Genomic DNA, 18,352 nt, shown 5'->3' with positions numbered 1-18,352 from the left:
GTAATTTGAAGCTGTTTCACACCGTCCTTCGGTTCCTGAACAACCTGTAATAATACTTGAGTAAATTTATACGGTTGATGCTGCCAGTTCGACGGATTATAAAAGCTAGTCGAATTATTGTGCAGCCAGAGGGGGTAGGTTTGTCAATGCTACAAAATATTAAACATAACTATAGAAAAAATAAATATTTACAGCAGAATCAGGATTGCAGCTATATATTTGTTACGTTACTAAATAGTAACTCAGTAACTCAGAATGCTTGACCCTGTGAGACAAAATCCCCAGTAGTGTAAAGAAAGCTTATTAGCTTGTAAAGCGGTTGTGGAAAACAGATGAAATAGCTGTGGAAAGTCTGTGGAATAAGTTAAGAAAAGTTCAGCTAATGATAAGAATTACAAAAAGTCCAAATCTATGATCTTCGGCGTTACAATTCCCTAAGAAACTCAACTTCGTCAACCGCTTTTGTTACTACAGGGAGAGTATAATCAGGAAAGAAAACCGCAAACAGTAAGTAATAGAGATAGTTACACCTCGTAAATAGGTACTAAACACAGTTGCCTTCATAGATAACTATATAATTATTCCTATTAGCGATCGCTACATTAATAATGTTGTACCAAAACCCAATAAACAAGCTGCAAAAATTAATCCAAAAACAAAATTTTTTGTCTGTGGGGATTTTTCTGGCCATTCTGTTTGGTATCATATTGTTCAATTGGGTAGCACTCTCGCAGCGACCAGTTACCCTCAGTATGTTAATTACTGCCCCTGATGCCCAACCTTGGAAGCAGGGTTTGATTAGAGACTTTGAGGCTGAAAATCCAGGCATTCGCATTAACTTGGTAGAGGGGCCGAATGCCACAAATTTGCTTGAAGACCTGTATACCTCATCTTTTATCTTAGGTGAATCCCCTTACGATCTAGTGAATATGGATGTCATCTGGACGCCCAAGTTTGCTGCTGCTGGATGGTTGCTACCCCTAGATGATCGCATCTCCAAGCAGGAGTTGGCAGTATTTTCACCCAAGGATGTAGAAGGCGGACGTTACCAGAACAAGCTGTACCGCATTCCCGTGCGTTCCGACGTAGGAATGCTCTACTACCGGGAAGATTTAATCAAAGAAGCAGGATTGAAACCGCCAGAAACCTTCGAGGATTTGATGCAAATTTCCCAAACCTTGCAGAAAAAAGACAAGGTAAATTGGGGCTATGTTTGGCAGGGACGCCAATATGAAGGACTCGTAGCAATGTTTGTGGAAGTCCTTGATGGCTTTGGTGGCTTCTGGGTTAATCCTGACACACTTGAAGTCGGACTAGATCGACCAGAAACATTACGAGCAATTGAGTTTTTGCGTAGTACTATCAGGGAGGGCGTTTCTCCTCCTGGAGTGACGACTTATCAAGAAGAAGACACTCGACGTTTGTTCCAAAGTGGTCAAGTGGCGTTTTTACGCAGCTGGCCCTATGCATGGCCTTTAGCCCAAGCAAAAGGTTCGCCAATTCAAGGCAAAATTGCAATTAAACCAATGGTTCATGCTCCTGGTAAGACTGGAGCGGCTTGCCTAGGAGGCTGGGGTATAGGGATTGCTAAATCTTCTAAACATCCCGAAGAAGCTTGGAAAGCAATTCAATACTTCACCAGTGAAAAAGCACAGCGCCGATTCATTTTGAGTGCAGGCTATGTGCCAAGTCGCCGAGATTTGTTTACAAATCCAGAAATTGTTGCTAAATATCCCCACTATCCGCAGTTATTGGAGGTCGTGGACAATGCAGTTTTACGCTCGCCGATCGCACAATATGCCCAGACATCTGATATTTTGCAGCGTTATCTCAGCGCCGCCCTATCTGGTCGAATAAGTCCAGAACGGGCAATGCAAGCTGCTGCTAATGAAACGCGCCGACTGCTAGGTGCTAGGGATTAGGGAGATAAGAGGGGGAAAGGGAAAAGGGAAAACGGCAAGAAAGTAATACTAATGTAATTTCTCATCCCTTTACCCTTTACCATTTCATTCCTGACAAATGACAAATGACTAATAACAAATGACTAATCTGCATACACTCCGAAGTCGGGAACAAAGAACGGCCTGGATCTTACTAACACCAGCATTGCTGCTGTTGTTGTTTGTATTTGCCTACCCGATTTTACGAGCATTCTGGTTAAGTGTATTTACCAGGAATTTGGGAACTGAACTACAATCCGTATTCTCTGGTTTTGACAATTATGTGCGGATGGCGGGGGATGGTCGTTTTTGGCAGAGTTTATGGGCGACGACTGTGTTCACAACAGTATCCGTACTCTCAGAATTATTGCTAGGATTGGGGATTGCCCTAGTTCTTAATCAGGCGTTTTTTGGACGGGGCATAGTGCGGACGATCGCCATTTTACCTTGGGCTTTGCCTACCGCTCTGATTGGTCTGGCATGGGCTTGGATTTTTAACGACCAGTTTGGGATTGTCAACGATCTTCTCCTACGATTGGGGTTAATTCAAACTGGAATTAATTGGTTAGGAGATCCAACTCTGGCAATGAGTGCAGCGATATTTGCTGATGTTTGGAAAACTACACCCTTTATCAGTATTCTGCTGCTAGCTGGCTTACAGTCGATATCAAAAGACCTCTATGAAGCTTACTCAGTCGATGGGGCAAATACTTGGCAAAGCTTCCGCAATATTACCCTGCCACTGCTGCTGCCGCAAATCTTAATTGCAGTCCTATTTCGATTTGCTCAAGCTTTCGGAATTTTTGACTTGATTGCTGTGATGACTGGAGGTGGCCCCGGTGGTGCTACTGAGGTGGTGTCGTTGTACATCTACTCCACGGTGATGCGCTACTTAGATTTTGGTTATGGAGCAGCTCTTGTAGTAGTAACATTTCTAATATTAATTTCTGCGGTGGCGATCGCTAGTTTCTTGCTTAACAAGTACCGTGCCAGAACACCAGGAGCCACTTAAGGAGCAGGGGGAGAAAGAGTTTTTACATTTTTGCATACATAGACCATTAGATAATCAATCGGACATGATATAACTCATGAGTTCTCCACAAGTAGTTTCAACAACTCCAAAACGAACAGGGAAAACTAAGTTTTCTCTGAAAAGAATCTTGCTGCTAATCGCAATTGCCTCAGTAGTTTTATTCAGCCTAGCGCCAGCCTTATGGCAATTGCTGACCTCATTTAAAGTTAACGAAGATATTGCAGCTGTTCCTACTGTTTATTTCCCCACACGATTCACTTTCAATCACTACATTGAGTTATTCACCCGTCGTCCATTCTGGCGCTACATCTTCAACAGTGCCTTTGTGTCGATTACTTCTACAGCTTTAGCTTTAGCGATCGGCGCACCCGCTGCTTATGCCCTGGCACGGTTACGCCCTTGGGGTGAAAAAGTTATCCTCGCAAGCATTTTAATTGTGACTTTATTTCCTGGAATTCTATTGTTCTTGGGACTGTTAGAAATTATCCAAGCGCTCAGACTGGGAAACAACTATTTAGCGTTGATTATACCCTACACTGCCATCAATTTGCCGCTGACAATTCTAGTACTCAGAAGCTTTTTCCAACAATTGCCCAAAGACTTAGAAGATTCTGCTAGGGTCGATGGCTACAACACCTTTCAACTACTGTGGCAAATCGTGCTACCGATGACACTTCCCGCCTTAGTGACTACTGGGATTCTCACCTTTATTTTTGCCTGGAACGAGTTTATCTTTGCTTTGACGTTTATGACTCGTGAAGAGTTAAAGACGATTCCTGTTGCTGCTGCTCAGTTAGGTGGTGCGACAGTATTTGAAATTCCCTATGGTGCGATCGCTGCTGCTACTGTTGTGGGGACGTTACCTCTGGTTTTACTAGTTTTGTTTTTCCAGCGCCGGATTGTCCAAGGTCTTACCGCTGGTGCAGTCAAAGGATAAAAATAAAAATGGCTAAACTTGAACTCAAAAACTTGAATAAAACCTATACTTCTAAAATCGTCCCTGTCAAAGACGTTAGTTTAACAGTAGATAACGATGAGTTTCTTACGTTACTTGGCCCTTCTGGCTGTGGCAAATCCACCGTCCTACGCATGATTGCGGGTCTTGAGGAACCTACTCGTGGTCAGATTAAGATTGGGGATTTGGATGTCACCTATAAGCCAGCAGGCGATCGCAACATTGCGATGGTGTTTCAAAGCTATGCACTCTATCCCCACATGACAGTGTACGAAAACCTCGCTTCTGGACTCAAGCTAAGAAAAGTACCACCTGTAGAAATTAAACAGCGAGTAGCAGAAGTAGCAGAAGTTTTAGGATTAGAAGAGTTAATGAACCGCAAGCCTGGTCAAATGTCAGGAGGTCAACGCCAGCGTGTTGCGGTCGGTCGCGCCTTAGTGCGTAATGCCAATGTGTACCTACTAGATGAACCATTAAGTAACTTGGATGCGCTGTTGCGGGAGCGAGTCCGAGCCGACCTCAAGCAAATTTTTGCAGCACAAAAAGTCCCTGTGGTCTATGTCACTCATGACCAAACAGAAGCGATGACACTATCCACGAAAGTAGCTTTGCTCAACGATGGCTATGTTCAGCAACTTGACCCGCCCGAACTCATCTATAACCATCCAGCTAATTTATTTGTAGCTGGATTTGTTGGTAGTCCTCAGATGAATTTGCTGACTCTACCTTGTAAAGGACGATACGCAATACTAGGTAACTTCCAAGTGCCTCTGCCAGATATACCAACTGTACCACCTCAGATTGTGCTAGGTATCCGCCCAGAAAACGTTCGCATTGCCCAACCAGGTGATACCCAAACTATCCAAGGGCAAGTGTATCTAGTAGAAAACTTGGGTATGCACTATTTAGTCAGTGTCAGAGTTGAGAGTTCACAAACTGAAGCGATTATAGTACGTGCTTTGTTGCCAACAGACCAAAATTGGAGTAGCAAAGATATTACACTGACATTGCCCTCTGAGGATATTCACTGGTTTGATGTTCAATCTGGCCATGCTCTTGTCAGGAGGCAAATGTTAGATGCGAGGAGCTAGTGCTACAGTTATAGCTTTGATAGAAAAATTTTTGCTTACACCGATGACAGTTATGATATTGAACATCGTGCTTAAAAACTTTACAAGGATATATAAATTGTGTTGGCGTCCAGCACCCACCCTTGCCCCTGAGTTCAGGATTGTCCTTATTAATGGAGAATATTGAAAATCTTGCTTACCCATCTAAATTGCAGCGATAAAATTCATACCTTAATAATCATTGTCAGCCACACAAATCCCTTTACATTTAATACCGTTCGTAGCGGTGCGCTGACAATGAGAACATAAAACTTTTTCGTTTTCTGTTTCTTGATTTATCTTTATGCTAGTGCTTGCCGGAATAAAGTCGTTTTCGGTCTGGAGTTTTACAGTCATAAGAATGGAGGATTTCTTGTGGTTTACATTAGAGGATGTCTGAAAAGTTTTGGCAAGGTATATTTTGTCATTCTGAACGCTACGCGAACACCCCGCTGGCGCTACGTTCAGCATGACATTTTTGACTTCTCAGACATCCTCTTAGACTACTCATAAAGATAGCGATTATCTATAAGGCACGATCTCATAACTTCATTGCACACTAAATGCATTGAGTCTTTGCGTTATATCTATATATTAAGCAATATTACACTATATGACTTACGCATTGACAAAAAACATCACTTATAAACTTTAATAAACGCCTGCACTAGTGATGTTGTTCAAAATATACTCGCGCACGACTTCTGTAAATAAGTTCCTTTGCACTTCATACCAGTTGGTAATTGTTTTTTCAGAACGCATTAGCTCCAATCTAACAAATGCTTGAAGTGAGCAAAATATATAAGTCTTAATTGCTTGGCTATCTCTAACCATAAATCGACAGATTCCACAGACCTGTTTGATTGCTCGATGAAATGTTTCAATTCCCCAATGGGTATCATGAATTGTGATCAATTCACTCCTCGCTATTTGTTGGAGCTTGTCCTCATCAGGTAGATATAAAATATAGTGTTTAGAGTCTTCTTTTTTAAAGACTTTCCTAAACAACTTAATAAATTCAAATTCTTTTAGATGAGTTCTTAAACCTTCATCTGGAATCTCTAGAGTGCTTACCTGGCTGTATTTACCTGCTTCATTCGAGACAGTTCTATTTTTCTCAACACCGAATAGAAAACCCAATTCCTGGTTTCTTAGAAATTTCAAGTTCTCCACTCCTGAGATTTACACTATCATGTGAAACATTTTCCAATATCTCTGCTAATCGGCTGCATCCCCCATGCTTTGGCTCTGATAGCAGAAATAGAGTGTAATGTTCCAGATTACATTGTGCTGTCGAGGGTTTGCTGATTTCTCTAATACCTGTGAGTAGACGACACCAATTTCAAGTCTGCATTATATTAGCACTCTGTCAATGCGTAAGTTTTACACTATATACAAACTATAGCTAATTATCGCGTAGATGAATTGGCTTCAATGAGATTGAGTATGGACTTAACATCGAAAATTCCAAGTTTTTTAATCACACCAAATCTATCAACAGAGCTTTTCAAGGAGAATTATCAGCCAAGAAAGTAACATAATGAAAGATGATAAATTATGGTGCACTCAGTATTGCCATCTCATGGGGTGCAAAGAGGCTATTGAATTCTGAATCTTGTTATACACTGGAGGATTTACCAAGATAGAGAGTGCAAATTTAGATAAAATTTTGATATAATAAGTTATTAAATGTCTGGCGGCATAGCCAAGTGGTAAGGCAGAGGTCTGCAAAACCTCCATCCCCGGTTCAAATCCGGGTGCCGCCTTTCTGTACATTAACTAATTATTTGTCACTGTTAACAGATTAATGTCATGTTTAACAAAATGATGTCACTGTTAACAGATTTTTTGTCACAACTACAAACGGATACCCATCACAAAGGCAGACCTCTGCCTTACCTTTCAACCCACCATAAATCTAGCAAAGTTTTAGTATAACTACTAAAACCTTAATATGTAGAAGCTTTCTCAACTCAAACTTGATAGAGGCTTATTGAAAAAAGCGATGCCTACCGCGGGCTACGCCTACGCGTATCTGAAAATGTGTCAGTACTCAACCTTCAATAAGCCTTATAGATGGAAAGGCTTTTAACTCGCTCCCTGTCGGTTTTTTCAACCCATCCGCTTGAAAGGGTTTTTAAAGCACCCAAGGATGCGCTAACCTTTTCCTCTAAGAATCTTTCAACCCTCCTAATTTAAGAACGGGAGTTGAAACTGCTTGAATCTTTAACCCCTATCAAAAATAATTAAGGTGGGTTCCTCCTTGGTCGGAGGTGATTCGGTAGCCACTACTGCGGTAAACCCGCACCTCTATTACTGGGGGCGCACTTGATTCCTGTCTACAACAGACAGCAGCTTCAAGGTGGGCAGCTACTAGGGTCAGAAAGCACGACTGTGTTCCCACAGTCAAACTAACCCAAACTTTTCACAGTTCAGCGGTTGATTACAACATGAACTGCGGCGCTATTACTTATTTTATTTTCAAGGTTCAAATTTTTGTCAATCTGCCATTTGGCGTGATTTGTAGGCGGCGATCGCTAACTCTTTTGCTTTCTAGTGTGGACTGCCTCGGATAGGCTGTTTCCCTTCTTCTGTAACAATTCCAGCTTTAGCCGCTTGAGTTTGAACACACTCAATCAATCTGCCATAACTCCACTGATGGACACTATGCCGATACTGTTTGGCATAATTTTTCTGTGCTTCCAGGCAATCTGGACATTTTTGTTCAGCTATTGCTTGAATTTCACTGTTTACCTGCTCTCGTATATCGCCTAGTTTGGGCAGGACTATGCTACCAACAGAGTATGTTTGAGCAAGGGTGACAATTTTTTTAGCGAGTAATCTATCTATGTACTCCCCCAACTCGGATTCTTCAAATGGTTTTGGTGAAGCGAATATTTGGGCTATTTGGCGTTTGTGAGATAAAGTTTGTTTTTCTCTTTGCTGTCTGTTTAACAGTTTGTAATTATTCCCAAGTAGCTGTTTAATGCTTTGATAGGTGATAACTTTGTCTGTAATGCCGTCCACTACTGCTACTGTTGCAGGTTTCTTTAGACCAAGGCTAACACCTACTAAAATATGAGATTTACCTTTGTACAAAGGTTGACTCGGACGAGGAAAGGAGTTGTTGATTCTAGATAGTGTCGAGTTTTTCCGCTTGATAAATAGTTCTTGTTTGGAGTTGAGATTGCCTTTCGCTTCGGTTCTGGTGATGATTTTGGCGATTTCTTCTGCTTTTTCTTGCTTTACTTGTTCTGTACCTTCATCTGTCCAGAGGCGAGTATCCACACAACAGTAGAGAGTTAGACTGTGAACACATTCCAGGGTTCGCCTTTACCTTCCTGTTCCTGCCAAGCAATACGACCACTGCGAAGAGTGAACAAACTACTGGAGTGCTGATGTTTACTGTTGCGTTTGATTTGTTGGTCTTCTAAAAAGCGTTTAAACCAATGTAGCTGCCTACTATCGCAATATACTTCAAAGGTATGCTCGCTGATACCTTTAAATTTTACACAAATGCGTCCCTTTTGGTTTTGAAACCAAGTCATCTCTTCGCTGCCTTCGTAAGCTACTGGGAACGGTACAGAACTAGATTGTCTTAAAAGGCTGTTTTGCCAAGATTTCGCCTCGGTTTCACTTTGAGGGACGTTGTGTATAGCGGTGAAGAGTGTTTGCAACCACTTAGTATTAGTTAAATCTCGACCTTTGGGAATTCGTGCTTCTAATTGTTCTTTGAGGCGTTCAATCTGAATCTCAAGTTTACGGCGGCGTTGAGTAAATTTTTCGTAGTCTTCTTCTTTATCAGTGACTTTGCAGCTATTTTTGAGTAAATAGCTAATGGCGCAACGAGTCAGGATGTCTTCGGTATTGCGGTAAATTTCAAATAAGGTATTAAATACATGGCGATCGCTTGTTTGAAGTGCGTGCTTTACACCATCAGTCTGTGAAAGCGCAGACTTTTTGCTCTTTTTGACTTTGCTGGTCTTTGGCTGTTGAGTGTCAATTATATCGACTGGAGCAATTTGAGCCAAAATTTTAGTTGCTTTAGTGCGAATTCCATCCAAGGATGCACCGCAGGTTTCAACTAATTCAGCATCACTTCTGAGCATTTCCAGCCAGTAGATTTTGCTATCGAGTTGTGACTGCAACCGCTTCATTAACGCCAGCCATGATTTATAGGTGTAATTCACCAATGCGATGCCTTCGGCAAGCCGCTTCTCTTCGAGACGCTCCGCGAACGCGTCTACGCACTGGCATAAAACCGAGAAGGCTGACCACTGTAGCGAGGGTCAGTTTTAAGTGTCAGACATAGTTGCTTAACTATATCAGCAGGGATTTTAGCTTTTTGTCGCCAATTTTCAAGGTCTGGGTGATGTCCCAATTGTTCCAGTAACTCGTTAATCAGAGGCGTGTTTTGCTCTGCCATTAACTTCCATAAGTATTGGCGGGTAGATGCACTGGACACCAAACGGCACTGAATTGTGATTTGGCTCATGGCATTTTAAAACATATATGTTTAATAATAACATTTTTGTCTTATAAACAGCTATGTGTAAAATTATTTCATGCAGGACACATTTTTTACGAGCAAACAAGCGGCTGAAATAACAGGCTGTACCCTGCGTCAGCTCCAGTACTGGCGAGAGAAGGGGGTGATTGTTCCTGTTATCAGTGAAACGGGAACTGGGCGTAGTATTTATTACTCAAAAGCCAATTTGGTGGAATTGGCTGTGATGGTATATTTTCTGTCTGCTGGGTTGAGTTTTGATTTGGCTGGTGAAACGGTCAAAACCCTGAAAGACAAGGAGCCGGAGTTGTTTAAATCTGGTCAGGGAAAGCGTTTTATGTTGTTAGGAACAGTGGGAGAAAAAGCTGCCAAGGGAGGAACAGGGCTGATGCTTTCCCTTGTGGAGTTTGACCGAGAAAAAGCGATCGCTTCTGTAGTGGAAGGTAAAGCAGTGATTCCCGTATGGTTAGATGTAATTTATTTGTCGGTAGTAAATAGTCTACGGGATAAAGCCATCAACCGTGAAGACAATATAGAATAACGAATCTCCACATAACTGCATAATATAGGGCTTCAAAAGCCTAACAAACTCTTGCTCAAACACTACAAAGCAGTAAAAAATTTAGCTTACTCTTGACGTAGTATTTACTTTGTTTATATACTTACAAAGTACATAAATTTTATCTGGAAAAGCTTCTATGACAGCAGAAGTAGCAGTAATGAATAGAATGGCTGTTGCCCTAGCCGCAGATAGTGCAGTTACAGTTGTTGGTCAAGGAGGAAGAAAAGTATATAACACAGTTAATAAACTATTCATGCTATCTAAGTATCATCCTGTTGGCATTATGGTTTATGGCAATGCAGATTTGATGAGTATTCCTTGGGAAACAATCATAAAAATGTATTCCAAAAAACTTGGAGATCAAAAATTTGAGACACTCCAAGAATATGCAGAGTAATTTGTAACTTATCTTGATAATGGAAACCCTCTTTTTCCTGAAACAGAACAATCAGACTATGTATATGCTGCTATTAGCAATTTATTTGAAACTCTTAAAGAAGAAATTGGTAATAAAATAAAACAAATTATATATGAAGAAGAAGAATTAACTAAACAAAAATATAAAAAAATACTATCTGAAAGAATTACATATACTCATAAGCTTTTACGCCAGGCAAAGAATATTCCTTCTGTTTCAGAAAATCATTTTCAAGAAATTCTTGATAAGTATGACGAAGAAATAGAATCAGCTAAAAAAGATGTGTTTGGAAAATTAGTTAACACAAAAAACCTTAATATTAAGTTGACTGAAATCTGTGGTTATCTATTTTCAAAAGATATATTTCCTTCAGAGCTAAGTTCTGGAATTGTAATTGCAGGCTTTGGCGAGTCAGATATATATCCATCAGTGATGGCATACTTAATTGAAGGTGTAGCTAACAATAGATTAAAATATAAACAAACAGGAGAGACTCAAATTAGTTCTGATATGACAGCAGCTATTGTTCCTTTTGCACAACATAAAATGGTTTATACATTCATGGAGGGTATACATCCTGACTACCGTTTATGTCTTGAAGGGTACTTAGATGCAATTTTTGAAGAGTATCATGTTCAGATAGTAAATCACATAACTGAATTAAACAATACCCGTAGAACTGAACTTATTAAAAAACTTAAGAAATTAAGTACTAATGTACTAAATGATTTCAACTCAAATATGTCAAAATATAGAAGAGAAAAACATGTTAATCCTATTATCAACGCTTGTGCAGTTCTTCCAAAAGAAGAACTAGCGGTAATGGCAGAGTCGCTGGTAAATTTGACAGCACTAAGGCAAAAAATATCAATGGAAGATGAAACTGTAGGAGGGTTGATCGATGTAGCAGTAATTTCCAAAGGAGATGGTTTCATATGGATTAAGCAGAAGCAATATTTTGAACAACACTTAAATCCTCTCTTCTTTGCTAATTACTATCATCAAGTTAAAAAGCCTAAAGTACAAGGAGAATCATATGAAGAATAGAAAAAATAAGCAACAACAGTATAAATCTGTTGACGAATATGAAAAGGAATTTTGTTTGAATTTAATGTCCAAAAACTTACATCGAGAAAATAGTGATTATGAAGCTGCAAAAGAACTAGCAAAACTTTCACTGAATAAGCATCTACACATTTTAGCGTCAAATTAAGATAATAAGTTGTGATCGACTGTTAGTTTTAAATAAATAACGCTCAAGTTAAGTAAAGTTATATTTTTCATTAAATCTAGGCATATTTAATATGCCTTTTTTAATTAAATCAAATTTGCTAAATATTCTGATTCATTTCTGAAGCTATATAAGCGATCTGTTTTTTAAGTTTTAAGTTTTCAATTTTCAAAGAGTGTATTTGCTCATCAAGTTCTGCGATTTGTGTGCTTATTTGCTTTATACATCTAGTGCATTCATCCCAATCCATGTTTTTTGTTTCTATTTTGTTTACTGCTTTATCTATTACCACAATTATATCAGCACATATTTCATCATTAAAAGTCTGACATTTCAAAGAATATTGCTTCTTTTTTTTAGTATTTTGATCCCTTAAAATTTGAATACGTTCTTTAATCACTGGTTCCTTATAAAGCCAAGCTGTGGAAACTTCAGCAGCTTCAGCAACAGCTTTAAAGTTTATACTTTTACCTTCTTGTAGAAGTTTTTGAATTCCTTTTTCTGTCTTTTCAATAGCTTCTAGTCGCTTTCTATAAGCATTCTGACGTAAGCCTTCAACATTTCTATCATGATTCACCTTAACTTTCTCCTAAAAAAACAATACTAAGTTTGATTATTACTGCTATTGTTCATTGTTTGAAAATTTTTGATTTCAGATAATTTATTATTAAATTTGTTTAATATTTTTATTAATTATGGTATACATCATATACAATTTTTATAGAAAATTCTATAAAGTAAAACATAAACAGTCAATACTCAAAAATAAAGTCTATAAACACTTCTGATCACTTGTCATATTGGCAAACATCAAATTGGCTCCATCTTCATTCCCTCCCCAGCAGGTGGTAACATCTGCTCTAACCTATCGGCCTCAACTCCCACCACAATAGCCAACGCTTCCAACTGCTGCCGAGAAGGAGGCGGATTAAACCAAAACTTTTCCCATCGGGCGATCGCACCCCCGCTTAAATTGGTCAGCTTCATCAATAATCAACATCTCTACCCCGCAACCTTTAAGAACCCGCAGTGTTCTATCTCGAATTTCTGCCACTGTTCCTTTAGTTACTTGATATATTCCTAAGCCTATAGGCATCACAACCCATTGTTTTACCTGTTCTGGACTCACCTACCACACGCCCAGATTGTCTTGATTGACGCTTTCCTTCCAACCAATCATGAAGAATTTGCACTTGTTCAAGTGGGACAAAACCTTTACGATTTAATCGTTGAATCTCCGCCTGTAATTTTTCACTATTAACGGGAATATCACCTAATTGTTGGGCGACTGCTTGGGCTTCTTTTGAAGTCATTTTTTAAAATCCGTAATCTTCACGCATTTGTTCATAATCAAAAACTTCCGGCATCTCTGGCTCAGGTTCGCTATCAATAGATACCATCTCTACTGATTCTTCTGGCTCAACAGGTATAAGTTGTTTAGATTTTTTGACCTCAGCCTGTTCTACTTTCTGACGCTCTTTTTTAGTTTTCTTTTGAGTTTGGAATGTTTCGCGTTCCCTAACTTCAGCCAAAATTGAGCGATTGCTCACAGCCTTACCCGCTTCTCTGACCTTACGGCTACTAGCTTTTGCTTCATCTAAAGATAGTTCTTCTGCCTCCAAATCTTGAGCATAAGCACGAGCAATAAATACCTCTTTATCCCCTTCTATGCGATAAACCAAAATCGTTGTGATGTCTCTGGGGTCATATCGCAACACAACACTTTCCCCCGCATAACCCGCTAAGAGTTCACCTCGATACATCAAGTTTTCAAATTGCAGATATCCCCCGCGTTGAATTTGTCGCCGTGTTTGCTTCATTAAGCAAATATCCAAATCCCTCTCGGAAAGTAAATCGGGTGCTGCAATTAAACCAGATTCCCAGCGTTGAAATCTTGTCTGGTCGCCCATTCGAGCATCAAGTCGCTGGTTATAGTTATCAACGATGTAACGCACCAACATTTGCTCTAATTGCCGCAACGTTAAGCAAGCTTCTTTCTCCGCTTCCTCTGGTCGCTCTTGAACGTTTGAACCTGTATATCCTTGTAAAGTTGAGAATAATTCTGTATTTAAAGTTTTAAATGGACGTTCGACAGTACCACCTTCAGATGGGCGAAGCTCTTTCAGAGCCGCTTCGCTAACGCGCAAATGACAAACAAATCCTAACTGCACCCCTATTTGCTGTAAATGGTTGGAACGAAAATCTTTACCCCCATCGGTATAAAAGTGTTGCGGCAAACCAGAAGTACCCCATTCTTCGTGAAGTCCATATTCTGACCCATATTGCTTGGGCAAAATTGCATGACGTAGCGCCAAAGCTACAACAGTCGAACTTGGTGCATCGTAGCCCAAGTTAATCCCCATAATGCAGCGTGAATAACTATCAATAACTGTTGTTAACCAAGGACGACTAAGAATTTTGCCATGCTGATCTACTAATAAAACGTCAACAAGGGTGTGGTCGCACTGCCAAACTTGGTTACTGTGTTCTATTTGTAAATCTTTTCCATCACGGGTTTTGACTGATAGCCGCGAACCACGCCAACCCGGACTGCGAATACTTTTAGCTTGCTCAATTTTATCTATTAACGGTTGCAAAATTCGGTAAACCGTCATGTGGGAAGGAGGCTTAACTCCCAGTTCATCAGCTCTGGCCTTAGCTTTAATAAATACCTGCTGGCGAGTCATTCTTTTACTACCTTCATTACCGTCCTTATAAGTCTTCAACACAAACTTTTGCCAGTCTTCATCAACTCGATGCTTCCCTTTATCCACCCGTTGATTTTGCACCAGTCCAGCCAAACCTTCGTGTTCCCATTTGTCTACTAGCCGTCGCACTGTACGTACTGACTTCCCAAGCTTTTCTGCTGCTTCCTTGAGCTTTTGAGTATATGTAGTGCGATCGCGATTTTTTAAAAGATTTTGAATCACCTCCATTTTCAGCAAAGCTTCATCTGAAAGTTTAGAAACTATAACGTTTGCTTCAGCAAGATCATTATTAACATCTGCGGAGCTTGCCCAAGTCGTAGAGGTTGTAGAAAATTCTGCATTTTCCATACAGTGTTTTATCAAAACATAGTTGTATTATACTATTAAATTGACAAATAATTTGTTAATTTATGAAAACTCATGATTTTTCCAGGTTTTTGGAAGTGACAATTAAATTGTGAAATATCTGGTATTTGACATCTAATTAGTGAATATCGGCTTAGATGGGTATAACTGTCTTAAATAGGAAAAAACCTGGCATAATCTCTGCTATGTTCGGGTTTTAGGTATTTAGAATATTTTGACAATATTTTGTTAAATGGACAAATAATTAGTGAATGTACAAGGCTTTTAGCCTTTTAGAACTTTCAAAATTAGTTCAAAAGAGATACTTGATAGTCAAAAGCTAAACCGAGAGTTAACTGAGCTATCTGAATACCCTAAACCCCTGCGATCGCTAGGGGTATTTTTATGAGTATCCTAAGAGGTTTAGCTTATACCCTGGTTGCGGATAGAAACTCATATAGATAACCAGTTATGTAATTTGTTTTATGCGATTCTTGATCTAACCGTAGACGTGCAGAGTAATTAGACGAGGAGAGAGGGCGATTAGAAGAATGGAGAAATATATTATTTTCTTCCATTTCTCACTCCCTACTCCCTATTCCCTACTTATCCTTAAATATGAATTCCACATTCAGTTTTATTACTTCCCCGCCAGCGTCCGGCGCGTTCGTCTTCGCCTTGACCTACTTTGGTAGTGATAGGTTCATCCCCAATGCTGGGATAACCTTGGTCGTGCAGAGGGTTGTAGATCACTTTGTGTTCAGCCACATAAACCCAGCTATCTTGGCGTGTCCAGGTGGCAATAGGATTTATTTTCAGCCGACCTTGGTTATCCAATTCAAATATGGGCATGTTAGCACGGGTTACTGCTTGGTCACGGCGGCGTCCGGTTATCCAAGCAACTGTATTTAGTTCGTCTAAACTACGTTGCAGAGGTTCAATTTTCGTAATGTGGTGGAATTGGGCAATATCTCTGTCCCAAAGTGCTTCGCCATATTTAGCATTAAAGGCTTCGCGGGTGTCTACATCTGGAGTTTTGTATGTTTTTAGATCTAGGTTATAAACCTGTTTGGCTTTGGCAACTAATTCTAGGCTTTCACGGAAGTGGTGCAAGGTGTCGAGAAATATCACAGGAACCGGATGCTTAAGTTCACTGTAAAGAATATGTGTAATTACCATGTCATCCACATTAAAAGCGCTAGTTTGCACCAGCCCTGTTGGGATATTCTCTATAGACCATGCCAAAATTTCTTTTGGAGTGGCTGTTTCAAATTGCTGATTTAATTGCTCTAGGTCAAAAGCGCTCGTTTGGTTTTGAGATGCCGTGAAAGCTGTCATAATAATTTTTTGTTCAAATGTCTACCTTGATTAATGTAAATTTTACACTACAAAAGGCGCATAATCCGCTCGGAGATTAGGTAATTCAGATATTCGGCGATCGCTACATTATGGAGCATAGAGCATAGAGCATCGACCATTGTCTGATTTTTTTTACTCAGTACAATTGACTAGGAAGTACAAATCATAGTATTTACTAAGAAACTTTACAGGATTTTAAGTTTTGCTGTGCTTTTATGGATATTTATACTGGCATTGATATGGTTAAGAGAACCTTAATAAAAAGGATTTTACTTAAATGAACAATTCAAAATCTTCCAATACATTAAGCCAATCCTTAACTATGGGCGTTTTGATTATGTTAACTAGCGTTAGCATTATTACGATCATGAACGTGTTCTAAAAATAAAACTGAGAATTTTAGCAAAAAACTTTACATAGCCCTGCTCAGAACTGAGTAGGGTTTTTACATTTTGTGTATAAGGCAATACGGTTCAGTTAAGAATAATTGTAGGTTGGGTTGAACGCAGTGAAACCCAACCTACATAATTTAATTTTTTGGGCTTAACTGAACTGTATTGGTGTATAAGGGTGGCCGCCGGGATACCTGCAAATTGGAACACGTTGTAAATAAATATTGCAGAGAATGCCTTGTTGATTTACTAACTTGCCCAAAAATGATGATGGAGTAATCCAAATCTTCCATGCTAAAACCAAGCTTTTACGGCTTTTCGTCCCTTACACTTGCCCATTAATGACCTTTTTTGGTGATGTTTTCACAAGAGAGAAGACGCTCAAATCGGTATTGAAACAAGGCAAAATCTAGGGTTTTCAGCCATCTGCGTAACATAACTTTACAACGTGTCCCATTTTGCACGTATCTGATACCGTTGGCGAAATATTACTTAATATAAAAACGCTGATTTTACCGCGTATTACATGGAGAGGCTGGTTTTACCTTTCCGTGTATTACACGGAGAGAAAAAATTAACTTAGCTGCCTCAATTATCAATAAACTAGAAGAAATACCTTTGGAGGCAGTATATGTGCTTACATCCCGAAGAAATTCTTCCTATTCCCGATGAAACGGTACGTGTAGCCAAAGCTGCGTTTCCCAAAGGTAATTTATATATGCGACTGCGTGATGAACTTGGGGTGTTTTATCAGGATGAAGATTTCGCATCACTTTATCCACAACGGGGTCAGCCAGCGCAAGCACCTTGGCGATTGGCGATGATACTGGTGATGCAATATTTAGAAAATTTATCTGATAGACAAGCAGCGCAGGCAGTGCAAGGGCGGATTGACTGGAAATATGCTTTGTCGTTGGAGTTAACAGATCCTGGTTTTGATTTTAGTGTTTTGAGCGAATTCCGCGACAGATTAATAACAGGTGGTGTCGAGCAGCAAATACTAGACAAGATGTTGTTGAGATTTCAGGAACGGAAACTGCTCTGGGCAAAGGGAAAACAGCGCACTGACTCAACCCATGTGTTAACAGTAGTTAGAGACCTAACAAGACTAGAGCATTTGGGAGAAACCCTGCGGTACGCTTTGAATGCTGTGGCTGAAGTTGCACCGACTTGGCTGAAGTCATTAGCTCCCGCCGAATGGTATGACCGCTATAGCAGACGCTTTGAAGATACCCGATTGCCCAGAACGGCTTGGGAGCGAGAATTTTTAGCTCAGACAATTGGGGCTGATGGCTTTTATTTACTCGATAACATCTATTCCCAAACTTCCCCCATCCAACTGCGGCAACTGCCAGCCGTAGAAATTTTGCGTCAGGTTTGGTTACAGCAATACTATGCACCAACAGACAAAATTGAATTACGCAATGACAAAGATGGGCCACCCGGAGCTGTGCGAATTCGCTCTCCCTATGACTTAGATGCCCGTAACAGCACCAAACGCACTACCAACTGGACAGGCTACAAAGTGCATTTGACAGAAAGTTGTGATGAAGATTCGCCTCATATTATCACTCATGTAGAGACGACTGCTGCCACAACTCAAGACCTAACTGTTGTTCCCTCAATTCACCAAGCTTTGGGAGAAAAAAACCTCCTGCCTCAACAGCACTTGGTTGACCAAGCATACACATCAGCACAATTACTTTCTACCTCACAGCGAGACTATAACATTGACCTGTTGGGGCCAGTAGCTCTCAATGTTGGGTGGCAAGCAAAGGCCGGACTAGGATTTG

At 40.0% G+C, this 18,352-nt stretch carries 17 protein-coding genes, 1 tRNA gene and 1 pseudogene; 9 read left to right on the top strand and 10 right to left on the bottom strand.

Features of this window, described 5'->3' with window-relative positions:
• The first annotated feature begins 608 nt into the window (after positions 1-608).
• From HCR01_RS24305 to HCR01_RS24290, 4 genes are all read left to right on the top strand, one after another.
• Entirely contained in the window at positions 609-1,922 is a 1,314-nt protein-coding gene (locus HCR01_RS24305; protein ID WP_193198655.1) for an ABC transporter substrate-binding protein, read from the top strand.
• 118 nt (positions 1,923-2,040) lie between these two features.
• Complete coding sequence (locus HCR01_RS24300; RefSeq protein ID WP_193198654.1) at positions 2,041-2,952, top strand: carbohydrate ABC transporter permease; 912 nt, start codon at positions 2,041-2,043, stop codon at positions 2,950-2,952.
• Positions 2,953-3,028: 76 nt separating this feature from the next.
• Positions 3,029-3,910 carry a carbohydrate ABC transporter permease gene (locus HCR01_RS24295; RefSeq protein WP_193198653.1) on the top strand — a complete coding sequence of 294 codons (882 nt, stop codon included), beginning with the start codon at positions 3,029-3,031 and terminating at the stop codon, positions 3,908-3,910.
• Positions 3,911-3,918: 8 nt separating this feature from the next.
• Positions 3,919-5,019, top strand: coding sequence for an ABC transporter ATP-binding protein (locus HCR01_RS24290; RefSeq protein ID WP_193198652.1), 1,101 nt, complete (start codon positions 3,919-3,921; stop codon positions 5,017-5,019).
• Between the two features lie 669 nt (positions 5,020-5,688).
• Here the strand turns inward: HCR01_RS24290 and HCR01_RS24285 are convergent.
• Positions 5,689-6,216 (bottom strand): annotated as a pseudogene (locus HCR01_RS24285) (IS701 family transposase); the annotation flags it as partial.
• Positions 6,217-6,732: 516 nt separating this feature from the next.
• On the opposite strand from HCR01_RS24285, the gene HCR01_RS24280 reads away from it, so the two are divergent.
• Positions 6,733-6,803: transfer RNA gene (locus HCR01_RS24280), tRNA-Cys, on the top strand.
• Between the two features lie 787 nt (positions 6,804-7,590).
• On the opposite strand, the gene cas12k (HCR01_RS40505) is transcribed toward HCR01_RS24280, so the two are convergent.
• Genes cas12k (HCR01_RS40505) through HCR01_RS40495 form a run of 3 tightly spaced genes read right to left on the bottom strand, consistent with a single transcriptional unit; the run spans position 7,591 to position 9,532 of the window.
• Positions 7,591-8,325: a type V CRISPR-associated protein Cas12k gene (gene cas12k, locus HCR01_RS40505; RefSeq protein WP_320073169.1), complete on the bottom strand. Its 735-nt coding sequence runs from the start codon at positions 8,323-8,325 to the stop codon at positions 7,591-7,593.
• A 14-nt stretch (positions 8,326-8,339) separates the two neighbouring features.
• Positions 8,340-9,227, bottom strand: a complete 888-nt coding sequence (gene cas12k, locus HCR01_RS40500; protein ID WP_320073168.1) for a type V CRISPR-associated protein Cas12k — start codon at positions 9,225-9,227, stop codon at positions 8,340-8,342.
• Positions 9,228-9,280: 53 nt separating this feature from the next.
• On the bottom strand, positions 9,281-9,532 hold the full coding sequence (locus HCR01_RS40495) for a hypothetical protein (protein WP_320073167.1): 252 nt from the start codon (positions 9,530-9,532) through the stop codon (positions 9,281-9,283).
• A 70-nt stretch (positions 9,533-9,602) separates the two neighbouring features.
• On the opposite strand from HCR01_RS40495, the gene HCR01_RS24270 reads away from it, so the two are divergent.
• The 3 genes from HCR01_RS24270 to HCR01_RS24260 all read left to right on the top strand — a co-directional run bounded on the left by HCR01_RS24270 (position 9,603) and on the right by HCR01_RS24260 (position 11,571).
• Positions 9,603-10,085 carry a MerR family transcriptional regulator gene (locus tag HCR01_RS24270; RefSeq protein ID WP_193198651.1) on the top strand — a complete coding sequence of 161 codons (483 nt, stop codon included), beginning with the start codon at positions 9,603-9,605 and terminating at the stop codon, positions 10,083-10,085.
• 157 nt (positions 10,086-10,242) lie between these two features.
• Positions 10,243-10,503, top strand: coding sequence for a hypothetical protein (locus HCR01_RS24265; RefSeq protein ID WP_193198650.1), 261 nt, complete (start codon positions 10,243-10,245; stop codon positions 10,501-10,503).
• Positions 10,504-10,806: 303 nt separating this feature from the next.
• Positions 10,807-11,571, top strand: a complete 765-nt coding sequence (locus tag HCR01_RS24260; protein WP_193198649.1) for a hypothetical protein — start codon at positions 10,807-10,809, stop codon at positions 11,569-11,571.
• A gap of 284 nt (positions 11,572-11,855) precedes the next feature.
• On the opposite strand, the gene HCR01_RS24255 is transcribed toward HCR01_RS24260, so the two are convergent.
• The 6 genes from HCR01_RS24255 to cysH form a co-directional block, all read right to left on the bottom strand.
• Positions 11,856-12,332: a DUF6262 family protein gene (locus HCR01_RS24255; RefSeq protein ID WP_193198648.1), complete on the bottom strand. Its 477-nt coding sequence runs from the start codon at positions 12,330-12,332 to the stop codon at positions 11,856-11,858.
• 233 nt (positions 12,333-12,565) lie between these two features.
• Positions 12,566-12,742 carry a hypothetical protein gene (locus HCR01_RS24250; RefSeq protein ID WP_193198716.1) on the bottom strand — a complete coding sequence of 59 codons (177 nt, stop codon included), beginning with the start codon at positions 12,740-12,742 and terminating at the stop codon, positions 12,566-12,568.
• Positions 12,684-12,851, bottom strand: coding sequence for a TniB family NTP-binding protein (locus HCR01_RS39000; RefSeq protein WP_226889592.1), 168 nt, complete (start codon positions 12,849-12,851; stop codon positions 12,684-12,686). Before HCR01_RS39000 ends, HCR01_RS24250 begins: the two co-directional genes overlap by 59 nt.
• The gene (locus HCR01_RS24245; RefSeq protein ID WP_226889591.1) at positions 12,817-13,068 is read right to left on the bottom strand and encodes a hypothetical protein; all 252 of its coding nucleotides are present in this window, start codon (positions 13,066-13,068) and stop codon (positions 12,817-12,819) included. Before HCR01_RS24245 ends, HCR01_RS39000 begins: the two co-directional genes overlap by 35 nt.
• Before the next feature lie 3 nt (positions 13,069-13,071).
• Positions 13,072-14,811, bottom strand: coding sequence for a Mu transposase C-terminal domain-containing protein (locus HCR01_RS24240; protein ID WP_193198647.1), 1,740 nt, complete (start codon positions 14,809-14,811; stop codon positions 13,072-13,074).
• 609 nt (positions 14,812-15,420) lie between these two features.
• Positions 15,421-16,146, bottom strand: a complete 726-nt coding sequence (cysH, locus tag HCR01_RS24235; RefSeq protein WP_193198646.1) for a phosphoadenosine phosphosulfate reductase — start codon at positions 16,144-16,146, stop codon at positions 15,421-15,423.
• Between the two features lie 1,044 nt (positions 16,147-17,190).
• On the opposite strand from cysH, the gene HCR01_RS24230 reads away from it, so the two are divergent.
• Positions 17,191-18,352, top strand: a 1,162-nt coding sequence (locus tag HCR01_RS24230; RefSeq protein ID WP_193198645.1) for a transposase, incomplete at its 3' end; no start/stop codon positions are given.

The sequence above is a fragment of the Nostoc sp. MG11 genome (assembly GCF_014904695.1).
Classification (GTDB): Bacteria; Cyanobacteriota; Cyanobacteriia; order Cyanobacteriales; family Nostocaceae; genus Komarekiella.
The sequence above is the reverse complement of the archived record's forward strand: the minus strand, read 5'-3'. Positions and strand labels throughout refer to the sequence as shown.

Coding starts and splice junctions, on each gene's coding strand:
- HCR01_RS24245 (WP_226889591.1), bottom strand. CDS start 13,068: ATGACTTCAAAAGAAGCCCAAGCAGTCGCCCAACAATTAGGTGATATT.
- HCR01_RS39000 (WP_226889592.1), bottom strand. CDS start 12,851: ATGCCTATAGGCTTAGGAATATATCAAGTAACTAAAGGAACAGTGGCA.
- HCR01_RS24290 (WP_193198652.1), top strand. CDS start 3,919: ATGGCTAAACTTGAACTCAAAAACTTGAATAAAACCTATACTTCTAAA.
- HCR01_RS24265 (WP_193198650.1), top strand. CDS start 10,243: ATGACAGCAGAAGTAGCAGTAATGAATAGAATGGCTGTTGCCCTAGCC.
- HCR01_RS24250 (WP_193198716.1), bottom strand. CDS start 12,742: ATGAAGCTGACCAATTTAAGCGGGGGTGCGATCGCCCGATGGGAAAAG.
- HCR01_RS24300 (WP_193198654.1), top strand. CDS start 2,041: ATGACTAATCTGCATACACTCCGAAGTCGGGAACAAAGAACGGCCTGG.
- HCR01_RS24240 (WP_193198647.1), bottom strand. CDS start 14,811: ATGGAAAATGCAGAATTTTCTACAACCTCTACGACTTGGGCAAGCTCC.
- HCR01_RS24295 (WP_193198653.1), top strand. CDS start 3,029: ATGAGTTCTCCACAAGTAGTTTCAACAACTCCAAAACGAACAGGGAAA.
- cysH (WP_193198646.1), bottom strand. CDS start 16,146: ATGACAGCTTTCACGGCATCTCAAAACCAAACGAGCGCTTTTGACCTA.
- HCR01_RS24305 (WP_193198655.1), top strand. CDS start 609: ATGTTGTACCAAAACCCAATAAACAAGCTGCAAAAATTAATCCAAAAA.
- HCR01_RS24270 (WP_193198651.1), top strand. CDS start 9,603: ATGCAGGACACATTTTTTACGAGCAAACAAGCGGCTGAAATAACAGGC.
- HCR01_RS40495 (WP_320073167.1), bottom strand. CDS start 9,532: ATGAGCCAAATCACAATTCAGTGCCGTTTGGTGTCCAGTGCATCTACC.